The sequence below is a fragment of the Maritalea mobilis genome (genome assembly GCF_004363175.1).
GTDB classification, from domain to species: Bacteria; Pseudomonadota; Alphaproteobacteria; order Rhizobiales; family Devosiaceae; genus Maritalea; species Maritalea mobilis.
The window spans coordinates 607,538-621,259 of sequence record NZ_SNYR01000003.1 but is presented as its reverse complement, the minus strand read 5'-3'; the positions used below and the strand labels follow the sequence as shown (position 1 = coordinate 621,259).

General features: G+C 50.7%; 13 protein-coding genes. 2 read left to right on the top strand and 11 right to left on the bottom strand.

Features of this window, described 5'->3' with window-relative positions:
• Nucleotides 1-53 precede the first annotated feature (53 nt).
• The 5 genes from ATL17_RS15670 to ATL17_RS15650 all read right to left on the bottom strand — a co-directional run bounded on the left by ATL17_RS15670 (nt 54) and on the right by ATL17_RS15650 (nt 6,378).
• Complete coding sequence (locus ATL17_RS15670; RefSeq protein ID WP_133573751.1) at nt 54-2,072, bottom strand: alpha-amylase family protein; 2,019 nt, start codon at nt 2,070-2,072, stop codon at nt 54-56.
• A gap of 15 nt (nt 2,073-2,087) precedes the next feature.
• On the bottom strand, nt 2,088-3,194 hold the full coding sequence (locus tag ATL17_RS15665) for an ABC transporter ATP-binding protein (RefSeq protein ID WP_133573750.1): 1,107 nt from the start codon (nt 3,192-3,194) through the stop codon (nt 2,088-2,090).
• 1 nt (nt 3,195) lies between these two features.
• Entirely contained in the window at nt 3,196-4,029 is an 834-nt protein-coding gene (locus tag ATL17_RS15660; protein WP_208111226.1) for a carbohydrate ABC transporter permease, read from the bottom strand.
• Between the two features lies 1 nt (nt 4,030).
• Nucleotides 4,031-4,906, bottom strand: a complete 876-nt coding sequence (locus ATL17_RS15655) for a carbohydrate ABC transporter permease (protein ID WP_133573749.1) — start codon at nt 4,904-4,906, stop codon at nt 4,031-4,033.
• A gap of 182 nt (nt 4,907-5,088) precedes the next feature.
• Complete coding sequence (locus ATL17_RS15650) at nt 5,089-6,378, bottom strand: ABC transporter substrate-binding protein (RefSeq protein ID WP_166639065.1); 1,290 nt, start codon at nt 6,376-6,378, stop codon at nt 5,089-5,091.
• A gap of 313 nt (nt 6,379-6,691) precedes the next feature.
• On the opposite strand from ATL17_RS15650, the gene ATL17_RS15645 reads away from it, so the two are divergent.
• The gene (locus tag ATL17_RS15645) at nt 6,692-7,705 is read left to right on the top strand and encodes a LacI family DNA-binding transcriptional regulator (protein WP_133573747.1); all 1,014 of its coding nucleotides are present in this window, start codon (nt 6,692-6,694) and stop codon (nt 7,703-7,705) included.
• On the opposite strand, the gene ATL17_RS15640 is transcribed toward ATL17_RS15645, so the two are convergent.
• The 6 genes from ATL17_RS15640 to ATL17_RS15615 form a co-directional block, all read right to left on the bottom strand.
• On the bottom strand, nt 7,692-8,855 hold the full coding sequence (locus tag ATL17_RS15640) for an alpha-hydroxy acid oxidase (RefSeq protein ID WP_133573746.1): 1,164 nt from the start codon (nt 8,853-8,855) through the stop codon (nt 7,692-7,694). The two genes, ATL17_RS15645 and ATL17_RS15640, sit on opposite strands and share 14 nt — an antisense overlap.
• A gap of 154 nt (nt 8,856-9,009) precedes the next feature.
• Nucleotides 9,010-9,858, bottom strand: coding sequence for a fumarylacetoacetate hydrolase family protein (locus tag ATL17_RS15635; RefSeq protein ID WP_133573745.1), 849 nt, complete (start codon nt 9,856-9,858; stop codon nt 9,010-9,012).
• Between the two features lie 12 nt (nt 9,859-9,870).
• Complete coding sequence (locus ATL17_RS15630) at nt 9,871-10,608, bottom strand: SDR family oxidoreductase (protein WP_133573744.1); 738 nt, start codon at nt 10,606-10,608, stop codon at nt 9,871-9,873.
• 8 nt (nt 10,609-10,616) lie between these two features.
• The gene (locus tag ATL17_RS15625; RefSeq protein WP_133573743.1) at nt 10,617-11,807 is read right to left on the bottom strand and encodes a UxaA family hydrolase; all 1,191 of its coding nucleotides are present in this window, start codon (nt 11,805-11,807) and stop codon (nt 10,617-10,619) included.
• The gene (locus tag ATL17_RS15620) at nt 11,804-12,145 is read right to left on the bottom strand and encodes a UxaA family hydrolase (protein ID WP_133573742.1); all 342 of its coding nucleotides are present in this window, start codon (nt 12,143-12,145) and stop codon (nt 11,804-11,806) included. The genes ATL17_RS15625 and ATL17_RS15620 overlap by 4 nt, the downstream gene beginning before the upstream one ends.
• A gap of 27 nt (nt 12,146-12,172) precedes the next feature.
• The gene (locus ATL17_RS15615) at nt 12,173-12,502 is read right to left on the bottom strand and encodes an L-rhamnose mutarotase (RefSeq protein ID WP_133573741.1); all 330 of its coding nucleotides are present in this window, start codon (nt 12,500-12,502) and stop codon (nt 12,173-12,175) included.
• A gap of 161 nt (nt 12,503-12,663) precedes the next feature.
• Between ATL17_RS15615 and ATL17_RS15610 the strand changes: the two genes are divergently transcribed.
• A complete protein-coding gene (locus ATL17_RS15610) occupies nt 12,664-13,719 on the top strand; it encodes a Gfo/Idh/MocA family protein (RefSeq protein ID WP_133573740.1) in 1,056 nt (351 codons plus the stop codon).
• Nucleotides 13,720-13,722 lie beyond the last annotated feature (3 nt).

Genomic DNA, 13,722 nt, shown 5'->3' with positions numbered 1-13,722 from the left:
GTGCAGCCAGAAAGCTGCCCCGCCACAAGTGGCCAGAAGCCCAGTTGAAGAGATTAGTAGCTCACGGCTACCATCTGATGCCCTTGGATTTTATCTACGGTGAATTTAACTTCACCGGTGGCCTGCTCAAACGCCACATCTTTATTTTCGGGCACCAATTTCACTGCGGAAACAGGTTTTTCCGTTTTCAGCACCACATCAATTTGGCGCAGTTCTGGCAGATCTTGGATGATCTCCACTGGCTGGCCATTGAAGGTGCCGCGCAATTGTGGGGTGGCGTAAAGCAAATGCACAATGTCGCGGTTTTCTGCAACTTGCGTGCGCAATGTCACCCGGCCGCCCACCGGCAGACTGGTGCGAAGTTTGCGCTGATTACCCAACAGCAAATCCACCAAATTGCCCAACACTTTGCGGTGCACAACCGCACCGGCCTTAAAGTAAATGGAGAACATGGGGTAAGGTAGATACGCCACGCGATTATGCACAACGCCGGCGGCAAATTCGCTCGGCTCTGTGTGGTAAGGCGTGTTCATATGGCCGTTAAAATGCTTGTGGCAACGGTCGAAATAGGGGTCAAACATTTGCCCTAGGCTTTCGCCCTTTGTCACTTTCAAGCTATAGCCCGTTTGCCCCAACAACACAGGATCATGCACAAAATCTGCTGCAATGTTTTTGGCATAATCAGCATAGGCATTTTCATATTGCGCTGGCCCCGCAATCTCCCCACCAAAGTCAAACAATGGCTTGTGGGTTGTTGCGTCCACACCGGATTGGCCAGTGAGCAGCAGGCTGCCGCCCTGATCCACAAAGGCTTGTAGTTTTTGCTGCAGTTCAGCGCCAATTTCTGCTTCATCTGGCACAATGATCAAACGGTAGTTTGAAAATTCTGCTTCCACATCGATGAAGTCGAACAATTGATGTTCTTCAAGCAACAGCCGCGACGCGCCTTCATCGGCGATATTGTTCACCGAGGCAGGTTCCCATGTGGGAATATCAGGGGTGTTGATGGCCCGCACAGACAGAACCGCGATTTCAGCCACGTTCTTTGTACCCACGCACCAAGGCTCTTTTTCTTCCACTTCCTGATAGGCTTTGCCGATAATATCGTAAGTGGTTTGGGTGATCTCGCCGCTTGGGTGCAAATGGTCGCCAATAGAGCAACGTGCGCCATGGGCCAGCATAAAGCCACACTCATATTGCAAAGCAGTTGGGTGTTTAAACGCACCAAACTCGCCCCAAGTGGTGTGGAATTTGCCGGTCATGCCCAAATAATCCGCACCAATGGTTTCCGCATATTTGGCGCCGATCGGGAAGTGCTCATAGCCCCAGCCACCTGTGGGCAATGATTCAATTTCCAGATTTTCATTGAAATCCAAAATCGAACGATCACCAAGGGTCAGGTTGCCGTGATTGTGCACCACAGGCATATCGGCCCGTGCCACTTTGGCGGCCGCTGTGGTGCGGCGCATATATTCAGCCTTCACATGGGCAGCATGGGCCAAGCGATCTTCTTCCTTGGTCCAATCCAAGCCCATTTCTTTCATCTGCTTAAGGGCAGATGGGCTGCAGGACGGATATTGGTGGGCGATATCCAAAAAGATGCCATCGCAATCGGAGAAAAGCGTGGCCACTTCCTGAATTTGTGCTTCCAAAAAGTCCATAAAGGGCGTGGAGAAATCCAACAGGCCCCAGCGCACTTTTTCCTGTGTGCCCAAATTGCCGCCCGCAAACAAAAACTTACCATCCGGGGTGATCACCCGCCATTCAGGATGTTCGCGACAGCTCAATTCGTCCCACGCGCAGGTGATATAGATCGGCACGCGAATGCCTTCAGCTTTCAACGCATCATATTGCGCGCGCAGCAGATCGAAATTGAGGCTTGGGTGGCGTTGGCCCACTTTGCCGTCATAATAGTTCCAGCCATGGTGGCAGCGCGCAAACAGGGTAACGGAGTTCACATGGGCGCGTTTGAAGGCGCTGGCGAACGCTTTGCCGTCGAATTTTTGCCCGACTTCAGGGATGGCTTCGCTGGTGTGGAAGTCCAGATGGACTTGCCGAAATGCATTACTCATAAAGAATCCTAAAAACTATTTGCTCGCGCCATAAACACGCTGAACAGGAAGCGATTTACCGTTTTCATCAAACAGGTGCAGCTTGGTCTCGTCTGGTGAAATGGTGATGGCTTCACCCGGCTCAAACTGGTGCTGTCCCGGCTGCACAAGGGTCACCTGATGATCTTGCGGCAACTCCACAAACATCACGGTTTCACTGCCCAATTGTTCAGCATGCACCACAGCACCTTTGATGCCATTTTCATCGCGTTTCCAGCCATCTGCCCGCACGCCCAAGGTAAGCTTGTCGCCAATATTGACGTTCAAATCCGCGCCTGCTTTCAGCTGTGCTTCCACATTGGTGCCCAACACTGAAAATGCCACTTTGTCTGCCTGCTGGGCTTTCACCAAGGCTGGCATAAAGTTCATTTTCGGTGTGCCCAAAAAGCCGGCTACAAACTGGTTGATCGGCTCGTTATACAGCTCAAGCGGTGAGCCAATTTGCTCAATATATCCATCGCGCATCACCACAATTTTGTCGGCCATGGTCATGGCTTCCACTTGGTCATGGGTCACATAGATGGAAATTGCTTTTTGCTGACGGTGCAGCTTGATCACTTCAAGGCGCATATGGGCGCGCAAATCCGCATCCAAGTTCGACAATGGTTCATCGAACAGGAATACTTTTGGATCGCGCACAATCGCCCGGCCAATGGCCACGCGTTGGCGTTGTCCGCCTGAAAGATCTGCGGGGCGACGCTCCAAATAGGGCTCAAGCTTGAGCACTTTTGCCGCCGCGTCCACTTTGGCTTTGATCTCGTCTTTCGGCACCCCGGCCATGCGCAAGGCAAAGCCCATATTTTGCGCCACACTCATATGCGGATAAAGCGCATAATTTTGGAACACCATGGCCACACCGCGTTGGTCTGGCTCTAGATCGTTGATTGGTTGACCATCAATTGAAATGGTGCCGGATGTGATGTCTTCCAGCCCTGCAATGGTGCGCAAAAAGGTTGATTTGCCACAGCCAGATGGGCCAACAAACACCACAAATTCATTGCCAGACACATCAAGGCTTAGGCCGTGAAGGGCTTCAAGCTTTCCATAGTGCTTGACGAGGGATTTAATCTCTAATTTTGACATTTTATTTTCCCATACCTGCCATGGATTTCACGAAATATTTTTGGAACAGCATGAAGATGATCAGCAAAGGCAAAGAGCCCATGGTGATCGCCGCCAACATGCCCGGCCAATCGGTTGCGTATTGATCGCGGAACCGCACCAAGCCCAATGGCAAGGTTTGCACTTCACGCGAAGTCATCACGATCGTGGCGAGCAAAAATTCGTTCCAAACGGAAACCAAGTTGAAAATCGCGACCGAAACCAAGATCGGCTTTGAGAGGGGCAAAACCACATACCAAAGACGACGCCAGGGACCACACCCGTCCAGCTTGGCCGCTTCTTCGAGTTCACTGGGGAATTCGTAGAAAAAGGAATACATAAGGATGACCGAGAACGGCAGACCAAAGGCCGCGTAAGGCAAGATCAAACCCAAATGTGTGTTGAGCAAGTTGGTTTCAGACAATAGCACATATACTGGCACCAAAACCGCGTGCATGGGGATGGCGAAACACAAAATGATCAGCAAATAAAGGGTGCGACGGAACGGGAATTCCATCCGCGCCAATGCATAAGCCACCATGGCTGAGATGAACACGATCAACAAAACGGAGAAGAATGAAACAATCACCGAATTGAGGAAATAGTCGCGCACACCTGCATCCCAAGCCTCGGCAAATTTGCTCCAGTTTGGGCTTTCCGGCAGGCCGATTGGGTTGGTGAACATTTCCCGTTGGCTTTTCAAAGCGCCGATAAACATCCAGCTCAGTGGGAACAGGATCATCACCGCATATGCACCCAAGAAGAGATGCATAAAGAACGCCAATTTTCTGGTTTTAGGAAACAGATTGGTCGCCATGTTACCATCTCCTCGTCAAGCGATGCTGCACAAACCCAAAGGCCAAAGCAATACCAAGGAAAACCACGCTCATCGCATTGGCATAGCCAATGTTGGAGAACTCAAACGCATTGCGGAAAATGTATGAGGCCAACACTTCTGTTGCTGTGCCTGGGCCACCATTGGTGAGCACATAGACCAAATCAAACACTTTAAAGGCGCTGATGACGGTGAGCAGGATTGCCGTTACAATCACATTGCGGATCAAAGGCAAGGTGATGTTGAAGAAGGCGCGGATGTTTTTACAACCATCCATGCGGGCCGCTTCATAAAGCTCTTCTGGAATGGATTGCATCCCAGCGAGCAAGATCACCATCATGAAACCGGTATATTGCCAAGCGCCAACAAAAATCACGCCATAAAGTGCGGTATCTGGTTCGCCCAAAATACCATTGCGAGGATGTGGCAAGCCCAGCATGGAAAGCCAGTCTTGAATCGGGCCGATATTGGGGTCGAGGAACAAGCTCCACAGCAAACCGATTGCTGCTGTTGAGACCACAATCGGGGCAAAAATCACAGTGCGGTAAAACACTTTGAGGCGACGCACACCGCGGTCGAGCAAAGCGGCGAGCACAAGGCCCATGCCCACTTGCAACACAACGGACAAAACGCCGAATTGAATATTGTTGATCAGGGCAACCCAGAAGGTGCTGTCTGCCCAAATTTCACTGAAGTTTGACAGGCCGATAAAGCGCTGTGGTCCACCAAAAACTTCTTGCCGGAACAGTGACCAAACGATTGTTTGCACCAGTGGCAGAAAGATAAAGGCGCCCAAGAGCAATAGGCCGGGTAACAAAAGAATAAGGGAAGCGCCCCAATCCTTATGTATTTTGCCCATGAGATCATCCCCCGAGATCGAAAACACAATTGAAAGATTTAGTTTAGGCAGGTTTTGCGATCAGCGCACATATATGGCATCAACGCTTAGGGGCCCATTCCTTTAAGGAGTGTCTCAGGGCCAAACAGAGGGGTGAGGCCCTGAGACGTCAAGATGAAACCTGCGTACTGAACTTAATCAGCTTACATGGCGTTCTTGATTTTCCTCGCTTCTTCCTGAACCGTTGCCATCAACTCTTCAGGTGTTGTGCGACCATCAATCACGTCTTGAATGCCACGTTTGTAAACGTCCACCAATTTACCGTTCAGGTCTACATCAAGGATTGGGGCAAAGCCGTCATAGTTCGGCAAGTCTGCCACCACTTCTTGAATGGTTAGGTGCACTTCGTCAGCATATTGATCAACATTCGCGCCGTTCAAAGGAATACGCGCGGCTTTCACCAAACGCTGCGCCTGCACTTCGTCAGTCAACAACAGTGAAACAAAGTCAGCGGCCAGTTCTTTGTGCTCAGACTTTGCACTGATCTGGAAGCCTTCGGTTAGACCCAAAATGTAGTTTTGGTTTTCTTTTGGCGCATCAGAAATGGCTGGGAATGGCGCAATCGCATATTTGCCTTCAAAGCCCTGACGGTCGAAACCAGAAGCACACCATGTGCCGCAATAATCTGACATGCCGCCACCTGAAGTGAAGATCGCGTCTGACATATCAGCAGTTGTGGCGTTTACGCCTGGCTGGAAGCAGCCTTCTTTTTCCATGCGTGCGATGAACTCAAGTGCTTTCACATAACCTGGGTCAGTGAACAGCTCGTCCGCATCGTTCAACAAACGCATGTCTTTCAGCATGTTCTCAGAACCCACATATTGTGAGGTGATCATCGATACATAGTGAATGCCCCGCCATTGGTCTTTGTTGCCCAAAACGGTGAAGGCAGAGCCGCCAGCCATTTCTGGCACTTTTTTACAGGCTTCAAACATTTCATCGCTGGTCTTTGGGAAGTCCATGTTGTTTTCAGCAAAGAAATCTTTGTTGTAATACATGTACACCGCGATGGAGTGCGTTGGCACGCCATAAGCTTTGCCATCCATGGAGAATGGGCCAAGCATTTCTTCACCGATATAATCCAACCAACGGCCTTCGCCCAATTCGCTTACGTCAGCGGCCAAGCCGTTACGTGCGAGCGAAATTGAATCTTCAGAACCCCAGTTGAAAAACACGTCTGGGCCATTGTTCGATGCCAAAGCAACGGCCAAACCTTTTTTGTAGCTTTCGCCATCAAAGGTTTCGAATTTTACAGTTACACCTGGGTGCTCAGCTTCAAATTGAGCAATCACGTCTTCCCAGTTTTGGTTCACGCCTTCGCTGGTGGAAGACAATTCCCACACTTTAAGCTCCTGCGCCAATGTTGGCACACTAAGAGCAAGGCCAAGTCCGGTGGCCAAAGCTGTGGTTTTAAGTGTTTTGGATAGCTGCATTGAGTTCCCTCCCATGTGCACATGTCCAATGTCGAAAGTGTTTTCCATCCATTCGCCCCATTTAAAGCGGAAAGCAGGTTGGTAATCCAGAGTTACACAATCGAACCGTTTCGATAAATTCACATAATCATGCCCGACAAATTCAAGTCAAGCGCAAAGATTGTTATCATATATAAAATTAGTTTTCAAATACGAATTTCATAAATGTGTCATATATCATATATCTAGGGGCACACACGCTTGCCAAGCAGAACTCAATCCACTATATCTTTAGAAAATAAGCCAAATTCAAATTTATAAAATCGGTTCGATAATGACCACTATTCGCGATATTGCTAAAATTGCCGGTGTGTCAATTTCCACCGTCTCGCTCGCTTTGAACGATTCCAGTCGTGTCAGCGCAAAAACTTTGCAGAAAATCGAACAGGCTATTCATGAAACGGGATACAAAGTAGACCCGGTGGCCAGCAGCTTAAAAAGCGGCTCTTCGAAGCTTATCGGCGTTGTTGCTGGCGATGTGGCCAACCCGTTCTTTGGCCGGTTGCTCAACCAAATTCAAAGCTGTGCCATTGAAAAAGGCCATTTGGTCATTGTTTCCGCCTCTCGCGGCGTCGCCTTGCATGAAGGGCAGATTTTAGACTTTTTGGCCGGGCAACGCGTTGCAGGCATTTTGCTCTCGCCTCACGGCAAAGATCAAGAATTTATTGATCACATCAATCGGCTGCGCATGCCAACAGTATTGTTCGACCATAAGGTTGAAGGCTTAGAGACCGACTTTGTTGGCTCAGACAATATTTTGGCCAGTGCGATGCTCACCGAGCATTTGATCCGCTTGGGCCATAAGCGCATCGCGTTGCTGGCTGGTGAAGAAGGGCTTTATTCTGCTGATCAGCGGACCGAAGGTTTTTATAAAACCATGCAAAGCGCTGGCATTGATGTTGATAAAAGTCTGGTTTTTGACGCGAAATATGATGGCGATTTGGCCTATGCCGAAACCATGCGCTTACTCACCCGTGCGCAGCCGCCAAGCGCGATCGTCGCGGCCAACAACGTGATGGCCTTAGGGGCACTGCAAGCCATTCAGGACTTGGGCTTTAAATGCCCGGACGACATTTCCCTCACTTGTATTGACGATGTGCCTTGGTCCGACGTGATACAGCCAAAGCTCACCATGGCGGTGCAGCCGATTGAAGAGATCGGCAAACTGGCGAGCGATATGTTGTTTGAACGCATTGCAGCGCCCAACAGAAAGATCGAGCCGCGCACGGCCATCACCACCCCAAAGCTGGTTATTGGCAATAGCTGCGCACGCCCTAAAGAAGTCTAGGATTAGGATCTATCAGATTGTGGCGACCAATATTTTCAATATTGTTCTCGCCGCAAAGCGCCATGGTGATGTCTAGCTCTTTATGGAAAATCTGCAGCGCTTTGGTCACGCCTTTTTTGCCCATCGCGCCGAGTCCATAAAGATATGGCCGCCCCACATAAACACCTTGAGCACCCATTGCGCGGGCCCGCAAAATATCAATGCCTGTACGCACACCGCCATCCAAATGAATTTCGCTATCGCCCCGCACCGCATCCAAAACTTTTGGCAATGCGGCAATCGACGATTCCGTGCCATCCAATTGTCGGCCACCATGGTTCGAGACGATCATCGCATCCGCGCCAACTTTGAGCGCCATTTTGGCATCTTCCGGGTCCATAATGCCTTTCAAGATCAGCGGGCCGCCCCACTGTTCTTTGATCCAGGCAATGTCATCCCAATTTAGCTGCTCATCAAATTGCTCGCCAATCCAAGCGCTGAGCGAAGAAAGATCACTCACATTTTCCACATGGCCATGAATATTGCCAAATTGCCGGTTTTTGGTGCCCAGCATTTTCAAACACCAAAGTGGCTTAGTGGCAAATTGGGTCATGGTGTTGAGATTGATCTTTGGCGGCGCGCTCAGACCATTGCGCACATCCTTGTGGCGCTGGGCCATAATTTGCAGATCAAGGGTCAACACCAAGGCACTACATTTGGCTGCTTTCGCGCGCGCAATTAGCCGTTTGCTAAATTCGCGATCTTTCATCACATAAAGCTGAAACCAAATTGGTCGCGATGATGCAGCAGCCACATCTTCAAGCGAGCAAATTGACAATGTTGACAGCGTGTAGGGCACGCCAAATTCAGCGCAAGCCTGCGCCGCTAGAATTTCACCATCTGCATGTTGAAGACCCGCAGACCCTGTGGGCGCAATTGCCAAAGGCATGGCCACGTCCTGCCCGATCATCTTGGTGGCAGTGCTGCGGTTGGCGATGTTGACCGCCACGCGCTGGCGCAGCTTTATCTGCTCAAAATCTCGCTCATTGGCACGATAGGTATCTTCGGTCAGCGCACCTGAATCCGCATAATCAAAAAACATGCGTGGCACGCGCCGCTTGGCCAGTTTTTTCAAATCGTCAATGGTGGTGATTTTATCAGGTGTCGCCATGTGTCATGCCGTTTTTTAAAATATGTTGCGACTGAAGCAGCTTTTGCCCGGCTCTCGCAAGCCCCTATATGCCGGCATGCTCCGTATATATTGGTAGTGCAATCCCGCTGGCCAGCTCTAAACGAGTGTGGGAAGGCCAGCGGGGTTACGAGGGTTAGTCTTTTGCGACAACACAGGTCTGGCGCTGCACGCCCATACCTTCAATGCCCAATTCCATTGTGTCACCTACCTTCAAATAGGTTGGTGGGGTCATGCCCAAGCCAACGCCTGGAGGTGTGCCGGTGGAAATAATATCGCCCGGCTGCAGGCTCATAAATTGCGATACATAGGACACAAGTTCCGCCACGCCATACACCATGGTTTTGGTGTTGCCGGTTTGGCGGCGCTCGCCGTTAACATCGAGATACATATCGAGATTTTGTGGGTCAGCCACTTCATCGCGAGTCACCAAATAAGGCCCAATTGGTCCAAAAGTGTCGGCAGATTTGCCTTTCACCCATTGGCCTTGGCGCTCAATCTGGAACTCGCGTTCAGACAGATCATTGACCACACAATAGCCGGCCACATAGTCCATGGCGTCAGCTTGTTCCACATATTTGGCGCGCTTGCCGATCACGACACCCAATTCTACTTCCCAATCAGATTTTTCTGATTTGCGTGGAATTTCAACCTCGTCATTTGGGCCACAAATGGCAGACGTCGCCTTGAAAAACATCACGGGCTCAGAAGGCACTTCCATGCCAGATTCCGCTGCATGGTCGGCATAGTTCAGACCGATGCAGATGAATTTGCCCACATTGCCCACGCACGCACCAATGCGCTCATTGGCGTCCAATTGCGGCAAATCTACATAATCCAACTGCGAAAGCTCATTCAGTTTTTCATCAGAAAGCGCGTCGCCCGCCACATCATCAATATAGGCAGATACGTCATAATATTCGCCATTCGGCCCCAAAAGAGCAGGTTTTTCCTGGCCCGGTTGGCCAATGCGTAAAAGTTTCATTTTTGTTATTCCTTAGATCGTCCAGCCGCCATCAATGACGTGAATTTGTCCTGTGGTGTACGCGCTATCGTCGCTGGCCAAATAGGCCACAAGCGCCGCAATTTCATCTGGCTCGCCAATGCGTCCCATGGGCTGACGGGCGATAAATTGCGCTTTTGCTGTTTCATAATCGCCCTGCGCTGCCAAGCGTTGCTCAAGCGATGGCGAATGCACTGTGCCCGGGCAAATGGCGTTGCAGCGAATATTGTCTTTCACAAAGTCAGCCGCAACGGATTTGGTCAGGCCGATCACCGCCGCCTTGGATGCGCCATAGGCAAAACGGTTTGGCACGCCCGTGACGCTGGAGGCAACGGAAGACATATTGATGATGGAGCCGCCGCCATTTTTGATCATGTTCGGCAACAGCGCCTTGATCATTTGATACATGGCCGTAACGTTGAGATTGAACGAGAAGTCCCAATCCTTATCGTCACACTCCAAAATATTGCCATTGGCCACAAAGCCAGCGCAGTTAAACAGCACATCGATATGTGGATATTCTTCCGCAATCGCCTTGATTGCATCCTTGTCCATCACATTGAGCACTTTGGTGGCGCAGCCTGTTTCTTCTGCCAAAGAGGCCAAGCCCTCTTCGTCAATATCGGTGGCCAGAACGGTGGCATCTTCGTCCACCAAGCGCTTTACGCTGGCGCGGCCAATGCCTTGGGCCGCTGCGGTGACCAGGCAAAACTTGTCTTTTACGCGTTGCATTTTAACTCCTATGCGGCCGGCAAGCAGGCCGGTCCAATCGGTTCAAAACTCTTATAGGTGAGAATAAATTCTGTGTGGCCCAGCGCTTCAGAGCGGGTCATTTCGCCATCGCCCACCTGCGCTACAAGGTCAACAATCTCTTGGCCCACCTCATCTAGGCTGGCCTCATTGTCCAAAATCTTGCCCGCATTCACGTCCATATCGTCGGCCATGCGTTTATAGGTGAGCGGGTTGGCGCAAACTTTCACCACAGGTGAAATGGCGGAGCCCACAACCGAGCCGCGGCCCGTGGCAAATAAAATCACATGCGAGCCGCACGCGATCAGTTCAACAATCTCAGCATTATCGACAATGTTGGGGAAGCCAAAGCGCACTTCACCATCTGGCACCACGTCCAAAAGATAAAGCCCGCCAGAGGGCGGAATATCGCCTGGCTTGATCAAGCCAGAAATGGTCGATGCACCAGATTTGGCGTAAGCGCCCATGGATTTCTCTTCAATGGTCGAAAGGCCGCCATCGGCATTACCCGGCGCGAAACTTGGATAGCCCAGTACCTCGTAGTAGCGCGCGGCTTTTTCGATGCTTTGCACCAGCTCTTTAGCCAGCTCAGGGGTTGCCGCGCGTTTCGCCATATGCGGCTCGCATCCGATCAACTCGCCGGTTTCTTCAAAGATGCATGCCGCACCTTTGTCCACAAATTGGTCAAACGCGCGGCCAATTGCAGGGTTAGCGGTTAGGCCACTGGTGCCATCAGACCCGCCGCAAATGGTGCCCACCACCAGTTCCGACCAGTCCATCTCGACCGTTGGCGCCTCTTTCAAATCCTGCAATTGTTGCTCGACCCATTCGATGCCTTTTTGCATCGTTTTACCCGTGCCGCCTTCGCCCTGAATGGTCAGCACTTCAACTGGGCGGCCAGTTTCAGCAACCACATCTTTCAGCTTTAGCTTGTTGAAGCCTTCGCATCCGAGAGAGACCAGCAAAACAGCGCCCACATTCGGGTGGGTGCAAAGTCGTTCCATCATGGATTGGGCATATTCGTTTGGGTAACACCCCGGAAAGCCGATCACCTGCACATCTTGTGGCGCAAAGCGCTGCGCCACTTGCCGCGCCACGTGGTGCGCGCATTCAACCAGATAAACCACTGTGACAATGTTGCGGATGCCTTTGCGGCCGTCGCTGCGTAAATAGCCCTTCATGAGATAACCTCTTTTCTGGTGCCTGTTGTCACGGTGTTGGCCATATAGGTGCTTTCAATATTGTGCACATGCACCAATTGGCCCTTGGTGATATGTTGATTGGCCACGCCAATCACGGCGCCATATTTTAAAATATGTTCGCCTTGTTCGATGTTGCGGGCCGCAATTTTAAAGCCCATGCCCGCCTGTTGGTCGAGTTGCACAAGCTCGCCATCAATCATCAGCATCTCGCCCGCGCGAATGGGCCGGGCCACGCCGAATATATTATCGTTCGGGTCCAGCAATATCAGTCGTGGATCATATTCGCCCATTGGGGCTGTGTTATTTTTATTGGTCATGAATAGACTTTCGATCCGCAAGGTGGATTATGGATGGTAGAAGACTTGCTCCATAGATGCCCACCATTCGTCTTCTTGTTTGCTCTCCAATGGCTTTTGACACGGAATGCACAACTCCCACCATTCTTGGGTAATGGGCATGTCGGCCATTTTCTTCATGTCGGCGGCAAAATCGCTGCCCACATATTCCCAATAGCCGAACAGCAAATTTTCTGGTTCGCGCAGAAAAATGGAATAGTTGGTGACGTTGCAATCGCTTAGGCTTTGCAAAATTTCCGGCCATACATCTGCGTGCAATTCTTTATAGCGCGCAATAAATTCAGGCCACACACCGATCACCATTCCCATGCGTTCCATTGGCTGCTCCATTGGATTGATTTTTCCCGCAAACTAAACTTGATTTTTTTATATGTCAAAAGTATTTTTATAAATGAAATTAACTTTTGGGGTGCATTTACCCCTTTGCTCGGCTAATTCTTCAAGATCGCCAAATCAAAAAATGGCGGAAAGGTACTCCCATGACGCTTATGCAAAGCTGGCCAAAACCATCGCGCACCACGCCCACCGTCATCATTGGCGCGGGCAGCATTGTGGTTGATGCACATTTGCCCACCTATAAGAATGAAAATATTCCGGTGGCTGGCCTGTTCGATTTGAATCAGGAACGCGCGCAGGAAGTTGCATCCGAATGGGGTGTGGACAAAGTCTTCACCACGCTTGCTGAGGCCATGCAGCACGGCACCGATGTGATCTATGATTTGGCCTTGCCCCCTGCGGCCATTGCCGAAACCTTGCACCATGTGCCTGAGGGCGCGACGGTGCTGATTCAAAAGCCAATGGGGTCTAATTTCGATCAGGCGAAAGAGATTTTGCAGATTTGTCGTGATCGCAATTTGAAGGCGGGTATCAATTTTCAATTGCGGTTCAGCCCACAAATGCTGGCTGTGCGCGACGCGATCCAGCAAGGTGTTTTGGGTGAGTTGCTCGAAATTGAAATGCACCTCAATTTGAAAACGCCATGGGAATTATGGCCTTTCCTTGAGGGGCTAGAACGTATCGAAATTGCGGTGCACTCTATTCATTATCTAGATTTGATCCGGTCGTTGGTGGGCGCACCTAAAGGCGTGTTTGCCCGCACAATGGGCGACCCACGCTCTGCAAGTATGGCGCAAACCCGCACATCGGCCATTTTGGATTATGGCGACAAGCTGCGCTGCACCCTCACCCTTAATCATAACCATGATTATGGCCGTAAATTCCAAGAGTGCTCGTTCCGCTTTGAGGGTGACAAGGGTGCGATTGTGACCCAGATCGGTGTTAACCTGAACTATCCAAAGGGCGAGCCAGACGAATTGTGGCTAGCGACAAAAGATCAGGAATGGCAGCAAATCCCGCTTGAAGGATCTTGGTTCCTCGACGCGTTTTCCGGCATTTTCCGCAATGTGCAGCGCTTCCATATTGGCGAAGATGAAACGTTGGAAACCTCAGTTGAAAACTGCATCGACACCATGGCTTTGGTGGAAGCGTGTTTTGAGGCCAATGAATTGCCATCCCACCCGCTTCCAAAAGCTTGAGTC

Bases quoted from the DNA above. Each gene is read 5' to 3' on its own strand.
- ATL17_RS15670 (WP_133573751.1), bottom strand. From the start codon at position 2,072: ATGAGTAATGCATTTCGGCAAGTCCATCTGGACTTCCACACCAGCGAA.
- ATL17_RS15665 (WP_133573750.1), bottom strand. From the start codon at position 3,194: ATGTCAAAATTAGAGATTAAATCCCTCGTCAAGCACTATGGAAAGCTT.
- ATL17_RS15660 (WP_208111226.1), bottom strand. From the start codon at position 4,029: ATGGCGACCAATCTGTTTCCTAAAACCAGAAAATTGGCGTTCTTTATG.
- ATL17_RS15655 (WP_133573749.1), bottom strand. From the start codon at position 4,906: ATGGGCAAAATACATAAGGATTGGGGCGCTTCCCTTATTCTTTTGTTA.
- ATL17_RS15650 (WP_166639065.1), bottom strand. From the start codon at position 6,378: ATGCAGCTATCCAAAACACTTAAAACCACAGCTTTGGCCACCGGACTT.
- ATL17_RS15645 (WP_133573747.1), top strand. From the start codon at position 6,692: ATGACCACTATTCGCGATATTGCTAAAATTGCCGGTGTGTCAATTTCC.
- ATL17_RS15640 (WP_133573746.1), bottom strand. From the start codon at position 8,855: ATGGCGACACCTGATAAAATCACCACCATTGACGATTTGAAAAAACTG.
- ATL17_RS15635 (WP_133573745.1), bottom strand. From the start codon at position 9,858: ATGAAACTTTTACGCATTGGCCAACCGGGCCAGGAAAAACCTGCTCTT.
- ATL17_RS15630 (WP_133573744.1), bottom strand. From the start codon at position 10,608: ATGCAACGCGTAAAAGACAAGTTTTGCCTGGTCACCGCAGCGGCCCAA.
- ATL17_RS15625 (WP_133573743.1), bottom strand. From the start codon at position 11,807: ATGAAGGGCTATTTACGCAGCGACGGCCGCAAAGGCATCCGCAACATT.
- ATL17_RS15620 (WP_133573742.1), bottom strand. From the start codon at position 12,145: ATGACCAATAAAAATAACACAGCCCCAATGGGCGAATATGATCCACGA.
- ATL17_RS15615 (WP_133573741.1), bottom strand. From the start codon at position 12,502: ATGGAACGCATGGGAATGGTGATCGGTGTGTGGCCTGAATTTATTGCG.
- ATL17_RS15610 (WP_133573740.1), top strand. From the start codon at position 12,664: ATGACGCTTATGCAAAGCTGGCCAAAACCATCGCGCACCACGCCCACC.